This is a genomic window from Streptomyces sp. NPDC038707 (assembly GCF_040636485.1).
Classification (GTDB): domain Bacteria; phylum Actinomycetota; class Actinomycetes; order Streptomycetales; family Streptomycetaceae; genus Streptomyces.
On sequence record NZ_JBEZUP010000007.1, the window covers coordinates 217,456 to 234,942 of the forward strand.

Here is a 17,487-nt window from a genome sequence, read left to right on the forward strand (position 1 = left end):
GCGGGTGGCCGTCGGCGCCCGCCACGACCAGGAGTGGACATGGAACTGAAGAACGCAGTCGCAGTCGTCACCGGCGCCAACCGGGGCCTGGGGCGGCACCTTGCCGACCAGCTCGTCGAGCGCGGCGCGAAGGTGTACGGCGCGGCCCGACGCCCCGAGACGGTCGACGTGCCGGGCGTCATCCCGCTGCGGCTGGACGTCACGGACGAGGCGTCGATACGAGAGGCCGCGCGCGTGGCGTCCGACACGACACTCCTGATCAACAACGCGGGCATCTCCACCGGCGCGACGCTGATGGGAGGCGACGTGGCTGAGGTGCGCCGGGAGATGGAGACCAACTTCTTCGGCCCGCTCGCCGCGACCCGCGCCTTCGCCCCTGTCATCGAGGGCAACGGCGGCGGCGCCGTGCTCAACGTCCTGTCCGCCCTGTCCTGGTTCCACCCGGCAGGACTCGGCTCCTACGCCGCGTCCAAGGCCGCCGCTTGGGCGCTGAGCGACGCAACCCGTGAGGAGCTGGCACCGCGCGGGATCACCGTCTCGGCGCTGCACGTCGGCTACATGGACACCGACATGGCCGCCGGCGTGCCCGCCGATCAAAAGGTCGCCGCCTCCGACGTCGCGGCCCAGGCACTGTACGGCCTCGAGACCGGCCTGCCCGAGATCCTCGCCGACGAGACCAGCCGGTACGTCAAGCAGAGCCTGTCCGCGGCACCCCAGCCGAACGCGGGCTGACGCTCACCCCTCCACCCCGGCGCGACCATCCTCACCCCCCTCATGCAAGGACGTCTCATGCGCTACACGACCTTCGGCCGCCGGACCGGACTGCGCGTCTCCGAGTACGCGCTCGGCACCGCGAATTTCGGCACCGGCTGGGGTGCGGGCGCCGAGCCAGACGAGGCCCGGCGGATCTTCGACCGGTTCGCCGAGGCCGGCGGCACCTTTCTCGGCAGCGCGGACGGCTACCAGTTCGGCGAGTCGGAGGAACTGACCGGAAAGCTGATCTGCGCCGACCGCGACCACTTCGTCCTGGTCACGAAGTTCGCCCTCGGCGCCGCCCCGCAGCCGGACATCTCCAAGACCGGCAACAGCCGCAAGAACATGGTCGCCTCGGTCGAGGCGAGCCTGAAGCGCCGAGCTCACTCCGCTGGAGGAACTCCTGCGCGGGCTCGACGACCTGGTGAGTGCCGGCAAGATCCACCACGCCGCGTTGTCCAACTTCCCCGCCTGGCGCGTCTCGCGCGCGGTAACTCTCGCGGACCTGAGGAACTGGGCCCCGATCGTGGGCATCCAGCACGAGTACAGCCTCGTCGAGCGCACCGCCGACCGTGAGTTGCTGCCCATGGCCGAGAGCCTCGGGCTCGGCGCAGCCCTGTGGCCCCCGCTCGGCGGCGGACTGCTCACCGGCAAGTACCGCAGCTCCGCGGAGTGGCGCCTGAGCGACCTGGGCGTGGTCATCCACACCGAGAGCACCGGCCAGAAGACCGCCGTCGTCGACACCGTCCTGGCGATCGCCGGCAGAGGGGACGGCACACACGGAACGCGCGGCGCCCAGTGGCTCTGCATGCCGGCCACCATGCAGGCGAAGCCGGGTGCCCTGCGAACGGGCACACCGCGTCACCCCGCTTCATCCCGCGTCATCCCGAAGAAACGCGAAACTCGAATTCGGGACGGTCCCACGGCACGGCGGGCGGGTTCGCGAGCGCGGTCCCGATCCGCACTGCACCTGCACGGTGGTAGAAGCCCTCGGCGGGAAGATGCGAAACGACCTTGACACGGTCGAGCCCGGCGGCACGGGCCTCGGACTGCATGTGCGCGACGAGCAGCCGTCCGATACCCCGTCCTTGCGCTTCGTCAGCGACGAACAGCAGATCGAGCTCCGGTGGAGCGAGGACGAGCGAGTAGAACCCGAGGACCCGGCCTCCCTGCTCGCCGGCGCCGACGGCCACAAAGGCGCGGTGGGCCTCGATGTAATCAGGGCCGACCCGGTAGCCCGCGACTGCGGCTGCGTACTTACCCGCGTAGGCGCCTGAGCCACGCACGAGACGCGTGAGCCGTTTGGCATCCCGCGCAACGGCCCTCCGTATCGTGACCGGCTGGCCGATCGCGGAAGTGCGTGAACTCATCGGGAGAGTATTTCGCACCGGGGCGTGCCGTCGTACGGCGGGTCGGCTGCTCGGGCAGGATTCCTGCACCGCCCCCCGGGGACCGCCTGCCCAGACCCCGATCGACCAGGTCACTTGCCGCCGCATCGGCCGCATGCCGACAGCAACTGGGACGCCCGAACCGCTGCGGCAGAGCCGGAGAACGGGGTGGTCAACCGCTGCTTGCCCTGGCCTGCCGCAGCGCGGCTGGGACGCTCCCGTCTCCGAGATCGCCCGCCGTGCCGGGATCGGCATGGGCAGCCCCTCCCCCCGTCACCCCAGCAAGGAGCTGCTGGCGCAGCGCATGCGGATGTGCGAGCGCCGGGGGCGAGTGGTGCAAGCGCAGGGATCCGCCTGCCACGACGGTGGCCCATGACGCGTGGAGCAACGCGTTGAGGCCGGTCGCGTCGCAGAAGGTGACCGTGGTCAGGTCGACGTCGATGGTGCGGATACCGTCGCGCAGGCATTGCCCATCGCACCTCGGTTCAGGAGACCGGCCTCGCAGCGCGAAGGGCCGGACACGGATCTTCCTGCGCTCGGTACACGGTCGTGTTCGCGTGCAGAAAGGCGAATGACCGGTTCAGCAGCCTGTGTTCCAGGCACAGGGTCGGCTGGTCGCCTCGGGGGATGCCCGGGCGATCGGGCGCAGTCCACTACCGCGGACATCTGTGCCAACAGCAACGCGCACCGGGATCTGGGACAGAGCCGTTGTGCGGGAGGTACACGTTTCGGTGCCGTGCCGCGGCCGGAGCAAGCCCCGGTCGGCCGCTTCCTGTGCCGCGGTCCGGGAGGCTTCGGCCTCATGGATCAGGCAGGTCGCCGTGAGGCTCCGTGACGGGTCGGTGGCCGTGGCCATCAGCCGGGCGGCGATGGCCGGTTCTGTCTCCGGTGGGATGACCAGCAGGTCCCAGCGGCCGACGGTGTAGGAGAGCAGCAGCAGCTTGTGCGGGTCTTGCTCGAGGTCGAGGACCTCGATGAGTACCGGAAGCTCCGCCGTCAGGTCGCGGGAGCGGGGCCACCAGGCACCGTCGATCAGCGCCGGGAACGACGTCAGCGTGGAAGCCGGTGTACGGAATGCTCTCGGTAGTCACCAGGGCACTCCTCGTCGGGGGCCGACGGACCCGTTGCGGAGCGACGGCGGGCTGAACGGAGCACGAGGCGCCGGCCGCCCGCCGCCGCGGTCAGCGCAGGAGGCGACGGAGCGACGGTTCGCGGGGCCCGTGCCCGCGCCTTTGTTCATGCCGCGTCGTGCCGGGCGGCGATACCGGTCACAGTGACCGCGACGGTGACCGGCTCCGCGGCACCGTGGGTGGCGAGGTGGGCGATGACGGCGGCTGTCACCCGGTCGTGGACGTTCCGGGCGATGTCCAGTGCCCGCCGACCCTCCGTCAGGACGCAGCGCACCTCGATGTGCCATCCCGAACCGTCTGGCGCCCGGTCGGTGCGCAGGCCGGCCTCCGGCGGCATGCGGTGGGGTGTGGTGTCCGCCCGGGTGGGCTCGGCGGCTGCCGCGAGGCGCTGGGCGAGGCGGGGTTGCAGGCCGGCCACGCCGGGGACCGCGAGGGCAGCCTCGGCCGCGACGCCGGGGAGTGCGGTGGTGCCGGTGGCGGTCATCGCGTACCACCGCCGGTCGCGACGGCGTGGCCGAGGGGCGGCCACGGCTCCAGTACGTCGACCACGGTGATGTCGACGGCCGTCACCGCGAGCCCCAGGTCCTGCCCGGCCGAGTGGAGGACCGATCGGCGTACCTGGTGGACCCGGTCGGGCAGCGGGCGGTCGAGGGCGGCGGCCAGGGTCATGGTCACCCGCACGTCGGTGCCGTTGCCCTCGGGTGCCAGCCGGCAGGTCGCGGCCCTGGCGCCGGGGACCGTGCCCGCGGCCTGCCGCAGTACCTTCGCGGCGGCGCTCTCGGCGATCCGCAGGTCCCGGGCCGGTTCGGCCAGGGGAAGCAGCCGCCCCAGCCGTACCTCTGCCCTGACGATGTCCATGACGCGGTCGGCGAGCATGTAGAGGCCGGGCGGGTCCTCGGCCCGCAGTGCCCGGGTGGCCGCGTTCACCGCGGCCAGTCCCTGGACGGCCTCGCGGCAGTGAGGGCAGGACGCCGTGTGCGGGTCCGCGGCCGGTGCCGCGTCCTGCGCCTGTTCCCAGACCCGGCTGAGCAGGCGGCCGCAGGGCAGTACCTCATCGCCTGCGAACAGGGGCATGTCGGCGGCGGCCGAGCCGTTGCGGGGCCGGTCGGCTCCGGCCGGTCCGGGAGGCCGCGTGTGCGGGTCGTCTAGCGCCATGGGCCCATCGCCTCCTGCAGGGATCGGCGTGCCCTGAACAGTCTGCCGCGCACCGTCTGCTCGCCGGTGTGCGTCACCTGGGCTATCTCCTTGTAGGGCAGGCCCTGCAGCTCCCGCAGGATCCAGCAGACCCGCTGTCCGGCGTCCAGCTCGGCGAGCGCGTGGGACAGGGCGGCCGTGGCCGCGTCCTGCTCGGCGGTCCGGGCGGGCTGGCTCCACGCGTCGCCGGTCGCGGGTTCGGCGACGAAGTCCAGGGGGAGGGGCGGCGGTCGGCGGCGGCGCATGGTCAGGCAGCGGTTGACGGTGATCCGGTACATCCAGGTGCGGAACTCCGCGCCGTGACGGTATTCCGGCAGTCGCCGCCAGGCGCTGACGAATGCGTCCTGAACGGCCTCCTCGGCGTCCTGGCGGTTGCCCAGCATGCAGCGGGCCAGGCCCAGGAGGGACCGGCTGTGCCGCTGGACGAGAAGGGCGAAGGAGTCGTCGTCTCCCTCGGCCGCCCGTACGACCAGCAGTCGGTCGGGCAGGTCGGCTCCCAGTCGTGGGGAAGCAGTGTGTTCGCTCATGACGCTCCCACGCAGGCTCGGAACGAACGTGTACCCCCACCCGGAGATGTGACGCATGTCACGCGAAATGTGTGTGAGGGTGTACGCCGCACCGTGTGTCCAACCCTTTGACGGGCACCACTCCGGTGCCCGGCCGACCGATCGAGGCGACCGCCATGACGGACAACATCACCAGCGTCGGCGGGGGAAGCCGGCCCGACTCGGGCGTGAGCGCCCTGAAGGGCCCCACCGGGGCCGGAGCTCCGGCCGAGTCACGGGGGAGGACCACCATCGCCGACGGCGTCGTAGCCAAGATCGCGGGCATGGCAGCCCGCGAGGTGCCGGGCATCTACAACCTGGGAGCGGGAATGGCCCGAGCCTTCGGTGCCATGCGCGAACGCGTCCCCGGAGGCGGAGGCGGAGCCGGAGCCGTCACGCGAGGCGTGAAGGTCGAGGTCGGCGAGCGCCAGGCCGCCGTCGACCTGGACGTCGTCGTCGAGTACGGCGTCCCCATCGTCGACGTCGCCGGCGGCGTCCGCACCAGTGTCATCAGCGCCGTGGAGCGGATGACGAGCCTGGAGGTCGTGGAGGTGAACATCGCCGTCGACGACGTCCACCTGCCCGACGAAGAGGAAGCCGAACCGGACAAGGCCCGCGTGAGGTGAGCCACAGCCGCGCCCCGAGCCGACGCGGACGATCACGCGCACGGCGACGCTCCTGCGCGAGACGGGTGAGTGCATGATGAACGCAGCAACGACGGGCCTCGCGGCCGGCATGGCCCTGGGCTTCGCCGGTTACTTCGGCGGCTTCTGGGCCTTTCTGCTGGTACTGGTCCTGGGCACGGCGGGGCTGATCGTCGGTCTCGTCGTGCAGGGCGACCTCGACGTCCGGGCACGGAGGCGGCGATGAAGACCCGGCCCGGTTCCCCCGGCGAGGCGTCGGGCCCACCGGCGCCGGCCGACGGCCTGCCGCCCCCGGCCGAGCGGGGCGCCACCGTCATCCCGGACAGGGCCGTGAGGAGGACCTCTCCCACGCGCAAGCCGGTCAGCTGGGCGACCCGTTCGGCGACGTCCTGCTGGTACGGCGCCTGGTGACCGCCGCCGAGGCGAGCCGGGGGCGGGTCCGGTGAGCGGCCCCACGGCCCGGTCGGGGCACGCCGTGGGAAGGAAGGGCGATCGCGATGACACCCGATCCCGGTCCTTCGGGCCGCGGCTCCGCGTCGCCCGCTCACCGTGGCGCCGTGCCGCTGACGAAGGAGCCCGACCCGCCCGAGCGCGACGTGTTCACCTCGGATCTCCCACCCGGTGAGCCCGGCAAAGGGCACCGATCGTCCGGTTCCGAAGCCAGGACGGACGGCTGCTCGTCCGCGCCACGAACAACGTGCCCACGCTCGACTCCGCGTTCCTGCGGCACGGCCGCTTCGATCACGTGCTGCCGATCGGCCCTCCCGACCACACCGCCAGGACCGCACTGTGGGAGAGCTACCTGGCCCGAGCGGGCGCACGGGCCGGCAGCGCGGGACTCGCGTCCGCCAGCGAGGGGTCCACCCCCGCCGACATCGCCCACGCGGCGCGCACCGTCTCCCAGGCCCAGTTCGAGCGCACCTCCGACACCGGCACCCGGACCACCCCCACCACCGACGACTACCTGGACACGATCCGCGATACCAAGCCCACGGTCAGCGCCGCCATGGCCCGGGAATTCGCCCAGCAGACGGAGGAGTTCGCCCGCATCTGGCGTCCAGGCCGATGGGGAGGCGATCTGCGACGGACGTGTCAGGCCGGCGTAGGTGGCGTGTCGCTGCCCGTTTCGATGAGGATCTGCCTGGCCTCGGTGACGTTGTCGGCCCGTACGGCCCTGGCCATCGCGGCGCGTGCCGCGTCGGGCGACGTGTCCGGAGGGACCAGCATCAGGGAGAAGTGGTCCCGGTCGCCCCGGGTGATGAGGACGGTGTCGTCACCGACCGGGAAGGAGTCGACGTGCACGACCCGGTCGTCGACCATCACCCGGGTCGGCAGGTCGTCCCAGGCGCTGCCGTCCAGACCGACCCGGGTGACAGGCCCGAGATGCTCGGTCAACGCGGAGAGCAGCGAGGGCAGCTCCGCACCGATGTCCCGGGACCGCGGCCACCATGCGCCGTCCAGGATTCCCTCGCGTGCGTGTGTCGTCTCCAGCCGCAGCAGCGCCGTCCCGGGGTGCACCGACCGGTGGACGGCGTCCGGCAGGAGCCCGGGGAGGTGGTCGGGGGTGTCTGAGTCGGCCATGGTGTCCGCCCGTCCGTGGAGAAGCGTGCGACCGCGATACAACCCTGCCACCTCACCGTACTCCGCACGACGCTCGCGCGAGCGATCGCCGCAGGACGAGAAGCCGACGCGGCGGCTCAGCCACGCCCTTCCTCTTCCGTCTCCATCTGCCGGATCCCCTCGTGCGTCAGTGTGATCATCGCGGGCGTGTTGCCCCTCCCCCAGTCCACAACGACCCAGCCTTCACCTGCCAGGTACATACAGGCAGCGGCCATGTCCTGCTCAGGGATACCGAGTTCCGTGCGAAGCTTCGCCCCGTCGACGCCCAGGAGGCGATTGCCCTCGGCGGCTTGGTACAGAGCCTGCATGATCCTCTTGCGATACGTCTTCCGGTCTCGCAATATCGCCATCACGCGCCTTCCTCTACTGCCCACCGTCGGACCGAAGCCGATGTCATCCGCGGTCGCCGTCGCGGTGAGGCGCGTCGGAACGGTCGCGTCCACCGCCGGCCGACGGTGCCTACGGGGCCGACGCCCGATCCCCGGCAGAACATCGCTGTAGTGGAAGGCAGCGATCCGTTCGGCGTGCTGGCCGTTGAGCCGGCGGATCAGAACGACTCCGACGGCGATCAGAAGGAGCAGCGCGGCCGCGGCGATGACAGTCATGGTCCCCTCATCTCCGTCGAACGGTGGGCGAAGGGCCTGCCGATCCGATATACCGGGGCAGGCACGACGGCCCGGCCGGCTCCGCCGTCGGTCTCCCACGCTTCTTCCCTGATCCGGGCGTCGATCCTGTCTGCTGCTTCCTCCCGTGCCGGGGCCTCGGTGCCGTCGCCCGCCATCAGCTGCGCGGCTGCCTCCGCACGGGTTTCCGGCGGAATCACCAGCACGTCTCGGCGACCGTCGCGCAGGGAGAGAGTCAGTCTGTGCGGGTCCTGGGTCTCGGTGGACCAGTCCACCTGCACGGTACGCCCGGCGACGGACACCCAGCGTGGGATGACGGGCCAGTAGGCCGGGTGCACGGTGACACCTGTGATGCGGCCCCACTGTTCGACCAGCGCGGCCGTCAGGGCGGGCAGCTCACGGGTGAGGGCACGGGAACGCGGCCACCACATGCCGTCCAGGCCGCCCGGTGCGGGCGTGAGAGACAGCCGGGCCGGCTGGGGCGGCGCGCGCCTGCTCGATGTCGTACGGTCAATGGTCACGGGCATGGCGCGGACCTGTCCCCGGGCTCGTGGTGCGGCCCGGCGTTGTCGATCACCGGAAACGGCACCCGCAGCGGAGCCGGTACGCGAAGAACTCCCGGTGCTTTCACACTACTCCGCTCACCGGCCCGAGAAGCCGGGGGTGACCAGCTATTTCCTGCTTTCGTCCTGGTCACCCGCGCCCGGCACCGGGCCGGCCAGAGCCAGTCCTTACGCTTGAACGTCAGGTACAGCACGGGCGGAAAGGACCACGATGACGGCCGCCGCATGACCGAGGCCACCAGGTCCCGCAGTGATTCCGTCCATTCGATGGCACGCAGCACATGGTCGTAGACGTCCTGGTAGTACGGGACGAGAGGGTCGGTGATCTGTCCCAGCTCTCCGATCTGCACCAGAAGGCGGCGCCCGGTGTCTTCGGAGTGCTGGGACTCGCGGTGGAGCCGGACGGCAGCGCGCGGTTCCCGGAAGGCGGGGGCGATCAGGTCGCCGCCGGACAGGACATCGTCCGCTAGCCGGAGGCCGTGCACCCGGGCCGCCAGGCCGTCCACGGTCGCCGCGCCGATCCGACGGCCGCAGGGGGCTGCCGACGGCTTCCATACCTCCGCAGCGGGCAGCAGGTCCACCAGAGGGGTCACGCCTCCGGGGAGGGTGGCCTGGGCGTCCCCCCGCGCGTACGCGGCCGGGCCTGCTCCAGCTCCTGCGACGGCACCCCGAGTACCTGAGCGAAGGCGGAAAGTCATACGTCCGGGATGCGTTCGCCGCGTTCCCACCGGGAGACCTCGTTGCGCGTGATCGACTGGGCACCGGACACGGCGCACAGCGCGGCGGCGAACTGCCGTTGCGAGCGTCCCGAGTTCCGCCGCAGACCGGCGAGATAGGCGCCGAAGCGGCGGCGGCGCTCGGTGGTGTCGCTCATGTCGATTCCCTTCCGCGTCCAGTGTGGCCCCTCCATGGCCCCCCCGTCGGCTCCCCCGCGTGATCACGTCTGCGCGGTTACCCGTACGCGCAGCGCCCCGGCGACAACGCGGGCTCGTTGTACCGGACACTCCCGGTGCAGCGAGACTTTGCCGCGCGAGCCCGAGAGCGCCGCCCGGGCCAGACGCCTGGTCCACGTCGCACTGACCGCCTGGAACCTGCCGGATTCGGCCGACGACAGAGCCCTGATCGCCTCCGAGTTGGTGACCAATGCCGTTCGGCACGCCCGGCGGGACTCCATCCAGGTCGTCGTCGAACGCCCCGGTCGGTTGCGTGTGCGCATCGGCAGGAAGGGACACGGATGACCGGCGAGCAGAAGCCCCGCGCGTGGGTGGGTGACCTGGTCCATGACGAGGACGCCGACCGGTGCGGCATCGTCACGGACGTCTGTGGTGGCACCACGTGGGTCTTGAGGCCGGAGCGCGGGCCGGACCGTTGGACCTCGCGGCAGCCGCACCGGTTACGAGTGATCACAGCCCGCGAGGAGCGGCTGCGGGAGCGGAACGCCGGGTGACGGAACCCCGGCCGGTGATCTTCCCCGGCCGGGGCTTCCGCCTATCGGTCGCTCCCCTCCTGACGGGTCTCCCCCGTTCACGCCCGCTCAGGCCCGCGACCACCTCTGGGAGGCCCGGCCGTCGCAGGTCCACAGGACCAGCGAGGTGCCGTTGGCCGTGCCCGTGCCGTTGGTGTCGAGGCACAGGCCGGCGTGGACGTTGCGGATCGAGCCGTCGGAGCCGAGGGTCCACTTCTGGTTGTCCTGGCCGTTGCAGGGCCAGGTGATGACACGGGTGCCGTTGGCGGTGCCCTGGTCGTAGGCGTCCAGGCACTTGTCGCCGTAGACCCGGATCTCGCCGCCCGCCCAGGTGGTCCACAGCTGGTTCGCGGCCGTGTGGCAGTCCCAGAGCAGGACCGTGGCCCCGGCGGCCGTGGAGGCGTTGTCCACGTCGGCGCAGCGGCCGGACGCGCCGCCCCGCAGACGCGAGGTGGTGGCGGCCAGCGGGCTGCCACCGGTCACCCGGAACACGGCCACGCCGTGCGCGGGGACGGTCGCCGAGATCTGCCCGGACGTGCTCGACGTGGCGCCGGTCCACAGGTCCGTGAGGGTGAACGGCCCGCCGGTCAGGCCGGCTTGAGCGGCCGAGGTGGTGACCGTCGCGGCGCCGTCTCCCCTGTTGAACAGGCCCACCGCGACCGAACCGTCCGACAGGGGCTTGGCGAACACCTCGGTGGCGCCGTCGTCGCGCACCCTGCGCCCGCCCGCGCCCAGCGGATCCTGGTTCACCGCCAGCAGCCGCGGGTTGCGCAGGATGGCACTCACGTCGGCGGACATGGTGCGGATGTCGTTGCCGGCCATGAGCGGGGCGCCCAGCAGGGCCCACAGGGCGAAGTGGGAGCGGGACTCGGTCAGCGACAGTCCGGGGCGGCCGACGACCAGCATGTCGGGGTCGTTCCAGTGTCCCGGGCCGGACTGCGCCGCCAGCGGCGCGGTGACGTCGAGGACGTTGCCGACGCCCATCGGGTAGCTGTTGGTGTTGCCGTTCTGCCAGATGTCGAGCAGGTCCTCCGTGGTCCGCCACAGGTCGGCGACCTCACCCCAGTTGTACGTGGCGCCGGTGATGGCGTGCAGGCTGTTGGGGTTGATGCTGTAGACGATCGGACGGCCGGTGGCCCGCAGGGCGTCGCGCATGAGCGTGAACCGCGCGACCTGCTCGTCCCGGGTGCCGCTGGAGGAACACCAGTCGTACTTGAGGTAGTCGACGCCCCACGAGGCGAACGCGGCGGCGTCCTGGGCCTCGTGGCCCTTGCTGCCCGTCGAGCCCGGGTAGCCGCCCGTGGCCTGCGCGCAGGTGCGCTCGCCCGGCACCTGGTAGATGCCGAACTTCAGGCCCTTGCCGTGGATGTAGTCACCGAGCGCCTTCATCCCGCTCGGGAACTTGGCGGAATTCGCCCGCAGGTTGCCCTGCGCGTCGCGCTGCGGGTCGAACCAGCAGTCGTCGACCACCACATAGCGGTAGCCGGCGTCCCGCATGCCCGAGGACACCATCGCGTCGGCGGCCTGGCGGACCTGGGCCTCGGTGACCCCGCATCCGAAGCTGTTCCAGCTGTTCCACCCCAGTGGCGGGGTGAGCGCCGGGCTGCCCGGCGCGGCCGATGCGGTGGAGTGCGAGGCGGCCGTGAGGGACGCGGTGACCGTCAGCACGGCGGTCGCGAGGATGCGGAGGAGTCGTCCGCCTGATCGTCTGGGCAGCACGAAGGGTCCCTTTCCGGGAGGGGGCACAAGGAGCGTCCGAAATTTCGGATGCCGTTCGGAAACTCAGGTGCTGAGCGATGGTAGAGGTGTGGTCCGGTGTGTCAACACCGTCGGACGAACCCGCCTCGCCGCGGGCGGCGTTCAGCGGTCGTCGGCGGGCCGCGGGGACGCCGAATGTTTCGGCTGCTTCCACGATCCCTGCGAGAAGGGTTGACGAGGCCCCCCATCCCCTCGATCATCCAGGTTGACCGGCACGCCGACCGTCGTTCGATATCACGAACATTCGGCGTCGCTCCGCTCCCCGCAAGGCACCTCCAGGTAACGCCCCCCGCGCCCCCGTAACGGCCGAGCCGCAAGGAGTACGCCGCCCATGGTTCCTTCATGGCCGCACCGACCACTGTCCCGTCGCCGCGCGCTGACGGCCGCCACCGGCCTGGCCGCCGGCGCGGCCCTCCCCGCCCTCCCCCTGGCCGGGGCAGCCCCCGCCACCGCCGCCTCCGGCACCTACACCAACCCGGTGATCTGGCAGGACTTCGCGGACATCGACGTCATCCGCGTCGGCGACACCTACTACGCCTCGGCCTCGACCATGCACTACTCGCCGGGCGCGCCCGTCCTTCGCTCGTACGACCTGGTGAACTGGGAGATCGCCGGGCACTCGGTGCCCGTCCTCGACTTCGGCGCCAAGTACGACCTGAACGGCGGCCGTGGTTACGTCCGGGGCATCTGGGCGTCGTCACTGGCCTACCGGCCGAGCAACAGGACCTTCTACTGGCTCGGCCAGATCGACTTCGCCAAGACGTACGTCTACACGGCCACCGCCGCCGAGGGGCCGTGGAGCCGGCTCACGACGATCGGCACGGCGTACTACGACGCGGGACTGCTCGTCGACACCGACGACACCCTGTACGTGGCGTACGGGAACACCACCATCAACGTGGCCCAGCTGTCGCCCGACGGCCGCACCCAGGTCCGTACGCAACAGGTGTTCACCACACCGTCGAGCGTCGGCACCCTCGAGGGCTCCCGCTTCTACAAGATCAACGGCCAGTACTACATCTTCCTGACCCGTCCGGCGAACGGTCAGTACATCCTGAAGTCGTCCGGCGGCCCCTTCGGCCCGTACACCATGCGGCAGGTCCTGCTCGACCTGCGCGGGCCGATCCCCGGCGGTGGCGTACCGCACCAGGGCGGTCTGGTGCAGACGCGCGGCGGCGCCTGGTACTACCTGGCCTTCGTCGACGCCTACCCCGGCGGCCGGATGCCCGCGCTGGCGCCGGTCACCTGGACCGCGGACGGCTGGCCCGTCGTCCAGCTGGTCAACGGCGCCTGGGGCACCACCTATCCCAGCCCGGCCGTGCCCGCCCCGCCCCGCCAGGTCACCCCCATGACCGGCGTCGACACCTTCGACGGCACCACCCTCGCGCCGAGGTGGGAGTGGAACCACAACCCGGACAACACCAAGTGGTCGACCGGCAACGGGCTGACCCTGCGGACCGCGACCGTCACCAACGACCTCTACTGGGCCCGCAACACCCTCACCCACCGCATCCAGGGCCCCACCTCCACCGCCACGGTCCAGCTCGACCACTCCGCGATGCGGGACGGCGACCGGGCCGGACTCGCGCTGCTCCGTGACTCCTCCGCGTGGATCGGCCTCAAGCGCGACGGCGGCGTCACCCGGCTGGTGATGGTCGGCGGGCTGACCATGGACACCAACTGGAACACCACGGGCACCGGCACCGAACTCGCGAGCGCGCCCGTCTCCGGCGGCCGGATCTGGCTGCGCGCCGGCGCGGACATCCGCCCCGGCGCGCCCCGTACCGGCACCTTCTCCTACAGCACCGACGGGACCACGTTCACCCGCCTCGGGCCGGACTTCACCCTGGGCAACGACTGGCGGTTCTTCATGGGCTACCGGTTCGCCCTCTTCAACCACGCCACCCAGGCGCTCGGCGGCGCGGTCCGCGTCACGCGCTTCGAGCTGTCCACGCCCTGACCGGGGCCCGGACGGCGGGGCACGGCCGTCAGGCGCTCGCGCGGACGACCAGGCGGGTGGGGAGGATCAGCGGGGTGGGGTCCTGCCCGCCCACCAGCGCGACGAGCATGCGCGCCATCTCCCGGCCGAGCGCCGTGATGGGCTGATGGACGGTGGTGAGGGGCGGGTCGGCGATCCGGGCGACGGCGAGGTCGTCGAAGCCGACCACCGCGACCTCGTCGGGGACCGGCCGGCCGGCCTCGCGCAGCGTGCGCAGCGCCCCCGCCGCCATGTTGTCGTTGGCGGCGAACACCCCGTCGACGTCGGGGTGTTCGGCCAGCAGCGCCGCCATGGCGGCGGCTCCGCCGGCCTCGGTGAAGTCGGCCTCCCGGGGCGGCAGCGGATCGAGGCCGGCGCCCAGCATGGCGTCCCGGTAGCCGCGGTACCGGGCGCGCCCGGCCTCGGTGTCCATCCGTCCGCAGAGGGTCGCGACGCGCCGACGGCCACGGGAGAGGAGGTACTCGGTCGCCGCGCGCGCCCCGCCGGTGTTGTCGGCGTCCACGTACCACCGGGGAGTCGAGCCGACCGGGCGGCCGCCGAACACCACGGGCATCTCGGCCTGCCGGGCCGTCTCGGCCAGCGGGTCGCCCTCGCGCAGCGCCATCAGCATGACGCCGTCGGCGCCCTTGCCCCGCAGGAGCTCGGCGACCCGTCTGCGGCCCCGGTCGGACGCGGCCAGGCACAGCATCAGATGCAGGTCGGCCTCCTCCAGGGCGGCCGACGCGCCCACGATCACCTGGGCGAAGAACGGGTCTGCGAAGATCGACGGATCCTCTCCCGAGACGACCAGGGCGGCGGCCCCCGTCTGCCGGGTCGCGAGGGCGCGCGCGGTCGGATTGGGCACGTAACCGAGTTGCCGGACGGCCCGTTCGACCGCCTCGCGCTTGGCGCGGCTGACGTGCGGGGCGTTGTTGAGCGCGCGGGAGGCCACGGAGCGGGAGACACCGGCGCGTTCGGCCACCTCGTCGAGCGTCGGCTGCCGACGCGGCGCGGCTGCTGCCATCAACCTGCGAGCCTTTCGGTGCGGAGGCCTCCGGCCCGGGGGCCGGAAGCGCCGGACGGGACTGGGAGCGCTTCCAGTTCACGGACTCTAGAGCCTGCGACGCGTCCCGTGAAGGGCCGGGAACGGCTGTGAACTGCGGTACGCGCGGCTGCTCTTGACAGCTCCGGCAGCCCGCCACACGATGACACACCACACCCCGTAGGCCGCATGGCGCTATGGGACCGCTTCCAATGGGAGCGCTCCCAACGGGGCGTCGTACCAGTGCACCTCCGCGTCGTACCACCGCACCTCCTCAGCGCGACGCACGCCCGGGACGAGGGCGTGCGCGCCCTTCTGCCAGGAAACCGAGGTACCGTCATGCGCCGTAGGATCCGCGCCCTGGTGGCAGGCCTGTTCGCTCTGCCGCTGGCGTTCGCCGTCGCCCCGTCCGCGCACGCGGCCGACCCGACCACCATGACGAGCGGGTTCTACACGGACCCCGACTCCAGCGCGAAACGGTGGGTGGCCGCCAACCCCGGCGACGGCCGGGCCTCCGCGATCAACTCCGCGATCGCCAGCACCCCGATGGCCCGCTGGTTCGGCTCCTGGAGCGGCAGCATCGGCACCGCCACGGGGGCGTACGCGGGGGCCGCGGACGCCCAGGACAAACTGCCCCTCCTCGTCGCCTACAACATCTACAACCGCGACTACTGCGGCGGGCACTCCGCCGGCGGAGCCTCCTCGGCGTCCGCCTACGCGACCTGGATCGCCCAGTTCGCCGGCGGTATCGCGAACCGCCCGGCCGTGGTGCTCCTGGAACCGGACTCGCTCGGGGACTACGGCTGCATGACGCAGACGCAGATCGCCGAACGCCAGTCCATGCTCACCGGCGCCCTCGCCCAGTTCAGCCGCCAGGCCCCCAACACCTGGGTCTACCTGGACGCCGGCAACCCCGGCTGGGCGAGTGCGGCGACCATGGCCCAGCGCCTGGACGCCGCCGGCCTCCGTCAGGCCCACGGCTTCTCGCTCAACATCTCCAACTACTTCACCACGGCCGAGAACACCGCCTACGGCAACGCCGTCAACAGCGAACTCAGCCGCCGCTACGGCTACACCAAGCCGTTCGTCGTGGACACCAGCCGCAACGGCAACGGCTCCAACGGCCAGTGGTGCAACCCCTCGGGCCGCCGCATCGGCACCCCGACCCGGCTCGGCGGAGGCGCCGAGATGCTGCTGTGGATCAAGACTCCGGGCGAGTCCGACGGCAACTGCGGCGTCGGAAGCGGATCTTCGGCCGGGCAGTTCCTCCCCGAGGTCGCCTACAAGATGATCTACGGCTACTGATCCGCTCCCCTGGCCCCCGGCCCGGTCACGGGTGCGGGGGCCCTCCGCCCATTCCACCCGCCCCTTTGCTCCACCCGCCCATCGCTCCATCCACCCACCGACCAGGAGCAGTTCATGACAGTACGCAGCCTCAGACGCGGCACGGCCGCCGTCGTCGCCGCCCTCGCCGCCTGCGCGGCGCTCACCACCACCGGGGCGGAGGCCGCGCCGGCGCGGGGCGAGGTCAGCCCCGCCACGAGGTTCTACGTCGACCCGCACAGCAAGGCCGCCGAGCAGGCCCTCGCGGACTTCCGCAACGGCGACCTGGAGAACGCCGCGAACATGGCCAAGGTCGCCAGCCGGCCGCAGGCCACGTGGTTCACCGAGGGCACGCCCGAGGAGGTGCGGGGCAAGGTGGGCAAGCTGGTCCGCCGGGCCGGGGCCGTGCACCGCACTCCCGTGCTGGTCGCGTACAACGTCCCGGGCCGGGACTGCTCCCAGTACTCCAGCGGCGGGGCCGCCTCCTCCGCCGCCTACCGGCAGTGGATCGACGCCTTCGCCGCCGGGATCGGCGACCGCGGCGCGGTGGTCGTCGTGGAACCCGACGGCCTGGCCCTGCTCCCCCGGGACTGCGGACCGGACACCGACCCGACCGGTGAACTCACGGCCACGCGCATCGCCGACCTCGCCTACGCCGTCAAGACCCTGAAGGCCAGGCCGCACACCGCCGTCTACCTGGACGCCGGCAACGTCCAGTGGCGGGCCGTCGGCGACATCGCCCAGCGGCTGCTGGACGCCGGGGTCCGCCAGGGCGACGGCTTCTCGCTGAACGTGTCCAACATGCACCCCACCGAGCACAACGCCCGGTACGGCACCTGGGTGGCCAAGTGCATGTGGTTCGCCACCGAGGGCCCCGAGTGGGCGCGCGGCCACGCCGACTGGTGCGCCAGCCAGTACTACTCGTCCGCCGCCCCCAACGACGGCACCCCCGGCGGCAGTGTCTCGTCCACCGACCCTTCCACCTGGCGGTGGACCGACGCCTGGTACGACCAGAACGCGGGAACACCGCCGGCCGGCGAGCTGAGCCACTTCGTCATCGACACCAGCCGCAACGGCCGCGGTGCCTGGACGCCGGAGCCGGGCAAGTACAGCGGCGACCCGGAGTCCTGGTGCAACGCGCCCGGCCGTGGGCTCGGCCCGCGTCCCACCGCAGACACCGGCGTCCCGCTCGCCGACGCCTACCTGTGGGTCAAGATCCCCGGTGAGTCCGACGGCAGCTGCACGCGCGGCACCGGCGGCACGATCGATCCCGAGTACGGCATCGTCGACCCGCCCGCCGGCGCCTGGTGGCCCGACCAGGCCCACACCCTGGCCCGCAACGCGGTACCGCGCCTGACGTTCAACCACTGAGCGGCCGCCCGACCGGGAGCGGTGCCCTCCGGTCGGGAGCGATGCCCTCCGGCCGGGGCGGGGCAGGCCCGGTCGGGAGCGGTGCCCTCC

Annotated in this window: 19 protein-coding genes and 3 pseudogenes; 11 read left to right on the top strand and 11 right to left on the bottom strand. The window is 72.0% G+C overall.

Annotated features, from left to right (window positions below):
- Positions 1-39: 39 nt before the first annotated feature.
- The 3 genes and pseudogenes from AB0E62_RS12875 to AB0E62_RS12885 form a co-directional block, all read left to right on the top strand.
- A complete protein-coding gene (locus tag AB0E62_RS12875; RefSeq protein WP_362191675.1) occupies positions 40-732 on the top strand; it encodes an SDR family oxidoreductase in 693 nt (230 codons plus the stop codon).
- 57 nt (positions 733-789) lie between these two features.
- Positions 790-1,071, top strand: a pseudogene (locus AB0E62_RS12880) (aldo/keto reductase); the annotation flags it as partial.
- Positions 1,072-1,177: 106 nt separating this feature from the next.
- Positions 1,178-1,363, top strand: a pseudogene (locus tag AB0E62_RS12885) (aldo/keto reductase); the annotation flags it as partial.
- Positions 1,364-1,634: 271 nt separating this feature from the next.
- Here the strand turns inward: AB0E62_RS12885 and AB0E62_RS12890 are convergent.
- From AB0E62_RS12890 to AB0E62_RS12910, 5 genes and pseudogenes are all read right to left on the bottom strand, one after another.
- Positions 1,635-2,123, bottom strand: a complete 489-nt coding sequence (locus AB0E62_RS12890) for a GNAT family N-acetyltransferase (RefSeq protein WP_362191677.1) — start codon at positions 2,121-2,123, stop codon at positions 1,635-1,637.
- An 802-nt stretch (positions 2,124-2,925) separates the two neighbouring features.
- A pseudogene (locus tag AB0E62_RS12895) lies at positions 2,926-3,195 on the bottom strand (DUF5994 family protein); the annotation flags it as partial.
- A 182-nt stretch (positions 3,196-3,377) separates the two neighbouring features.
- Complete coding sequence (locus AB0E62_RS12900; protein WP_362191679.1) at positions 3,378-3,755, bottom strand: hypothetical protein; 378 nt, start codon at positions 3,753-3,755, stop codon at positions 3,378-3,380.
- Positions 3,752-4,426, bottom strand: coding sequence for a hypothetical protein (locus AB0E62_RS12905; protein ID WP_362191681.1), 675 nt, complete (start codon positions 4,424-4,426; stop codon positions 3,752-3,754). The genes AB0E62_RS12900 and AB0E62_RS12905 overlap by 4 nt, the downstream gene beginning before the upstream one ends.
- Entirely contained in the window at positions 4,417-4,992 is a 576-nt protein-coding gene (locus tag AB0E62_RS12910) for an RNA polymerase sigma factor (protein WP_362191683.1), read from the bottom strand. The genes AB0E62_RS12905 and AB0E62_RS12910 overlap by 10 nt, the downstream gene beginning before the upstream one ends.
- 155 nt (positions 4,993-5,147) lie before the next feature.
- On the opposite strand from AB0E62_RS12910, the gene AB0E62_RS12915 reads away from it, so the two are divergent.
- From AB0E62_RS12915 to AB0E62_RS12925, 3 genes are all read left to right on the top strand, one after another.
- Positions 5,148-5,636 (top strand): Asp23/Gls24 family envelope stress response protein, encoded by a 489-nt coding sequence (locus tag AB0E62_RS12915; protein WP_362191685.1) that lies wholly within the window; start codon positions 5,148-5,150, stop codon positions 5,634-5,636.
- 73 nt (positions 5,637-5,709) lie between these two features.
- Complete coding sequence (locus AB0E62_RS12920) at positions 5,710-5,880, top strand: hypothetical protein (RefSeq protein WP_318216459.1); 171 nt, start codon at positions 5,710-5,712, stop codon at positions 5,878-5,880.
- On the top strand, positions 5,877-6,065 hold the full coding sequence (locus AB0E62_RS12925; protein WP_362191687.1) for a hypothetical protein: 189 nt from the start codon (positions 5,877-5,879) through the stop codon (positions 6,063-6,065). Before AB0E62_RS12920 ends, AB0E62_RS12925 begins: the two co-directional genes overlap by 4 nt.
- Positions 6,066-6,746: 681 nt before the next feature.
- Here AB0E62_RS12925 and AB0E62_RS12930 read toward each other — a convergent pair.
- The 3 genes from AB0E62_RS12930 to AB0E62_RS12940 form a co-directional block, all read right to left on the bottom strand.
- Complete coding sequence (locus tag AB0E62_RS12930) at positions 6,747-7,235, bottom strand: DUF5994 family protein (protein WP_362191689.1); 489 nt, start codon at positions 7,233-7,235, stop codon at positions 6,747-6,749.
- Between the two features lie 116 nt (positions 7,236-7,351).
- Positions 7,352-7,624 carry a hypothetical protein gene (locus AB0E62_RS12935; RefSeq protein ID WP_362191785.1) on the bottom strand — a complete coding sequence of 91 codons (273 nt, stop codon included), beginning with the start codon at positions 7,622-7,624 and terminating at the stop codon, positions 7,352-7,354.
- 251 nt (positions 7,625-7,875) lie between these two features.
- Entirely contained in the window at positions 7,876-8,424 is a 549-nt protein-coding gene (locus AB0E62_RS12940) for a DUF5994 family protein (RefSeq protein ID WP_362191691.1), read from the bottom strand.
- Between the two features lie 317 nt (positions 8,425-8,741).
- On the opposite strand from AB0E62_RS12940, the gene AB0E62_RS12945 reads away from it, so the two are divergent.
- Entirely contained in the window at positions 8,742-8,930 is a 189-nt protein-coding gene (locus AB0E62_RS12945) for a hypothetical protein (protein ID WP_362191693.1), read from the top strand.
- A gap of 224 nt (positions 8,931-9,154) precedes the next feature.
- On the opposite strand, the gene AB0E62_RS12950 is transcribed toward AB0E62_RS12945, so the two are convergent.
- Complete coding sequence (locus AB0E62_RS12950; RefSeq protein WP_362191695.1) at positions 9,155-9,334, bottom strand: helix-turn-helix transcriptional regulator; 180 nt, start codon at positions 9,332-9,334, stop codon at positions 9,155-9,157.
- A gap of 34 nt (positions 9,335-9,368) precedes the next feature.
- Here AB0E62_RS12950 and AB0E62_RS12955 point away from each other — a divergent pair, with 34 nt between their 5' ends.
- Positions 9,369-9,698 carry an ATP-binding protein gene (locus AB0E62_RS12955; RefSeq protein WP_362191787.1) on the top strand — a complete coding sequence of 110 codons (330 nt, stop codon included), beginning with the start codon at positions 9,369-9,371 and terminating at the stop codon, positions 9,696-9,698.
- 296 nt (positions 9,699-9,994) lie between these two features.
- Here AB0E62_RS12955 and AB0E62_RS12960 read toward each other — a convergent pair whose 3' ends face one another.
- Positions 9,995-11,641 (bottom strand): RICIN domain-containing protein, encoded by a 1,647-nt coding sequence (locus AB0E62_RS12960; RefSeq protein WP_362191789.1) that lies wholly within the window; start codon positions 11,639-11,641, stop codon positions 9,995-9,997.
- Positions 11,642-12,014: 373 nt separating this feature from the next.
- Here AB0E62_RS12960 and AB0E62_RS12965 point away from each other — a divergent pair, with 373 nt between their 5' ends.
- On the top strand, positions 12,015-13,643 hold the full coding sequence (locus AB0E62_RS12965; RefSeq protein ID WP_362191697.1) for a glycoside hydrolase 43 family protein: 1,629 nt from the start codon (positions 12,015-12,017) through the stop codon (positions 13,641-13,643).
- Positions 13,644-13,671: 28 nt separating this feature from the next.
- Here AB0E62_RS12965 and AB0E62_RS12970 read toward each other — a convergent pair whose 3' ends face one another.
- The gene (locus AB0E62_RS12970; protein ID WP_362191699.1) at positions 13,672-14,685 is read right to left on the bottom strand and encodes a LacI family DNA-binding transcriptional regulator; all 1,014 of its coding nucleotides are present in this window, start codon (positions 14,683-14,685) and stop codon (positions 13,672-13,674) included.
- A gap of 357 nt (positions 14,686-15,042) precedes the next feature.
- Between AB0E62_RS12970 and AB0E62_RS12975 the strand changes: the two genes are divergently transcribed.
- Positions 15,043-16,008 (top strand): glycoside hydrolase family 6 protein, encoded by a 966-nt coding sequence (locus AB0E62_RS12975; RefSeq protein WP_362191701.1) that lies wholly within the window; start codon positions 15,043-15,045, stop codon positions 16,006-16,008.
- 114 nt (positions 16,009-16,122) lie between these two features.
- On the top strand, positions 16,123-17,397 hold the full coding sequence (locus AB0E62_RS12980; RefSeq protein ID WP_362191703.1) for a glycoside hydrolase family 6 protein: 1,275 nt from the start codon (positions 16,123-16,125) through the stop codon (positions 17,395-17,397).
- The last annotated feature ends 90 nt before the right edge of the window (positions 17,398-17,487 follow it).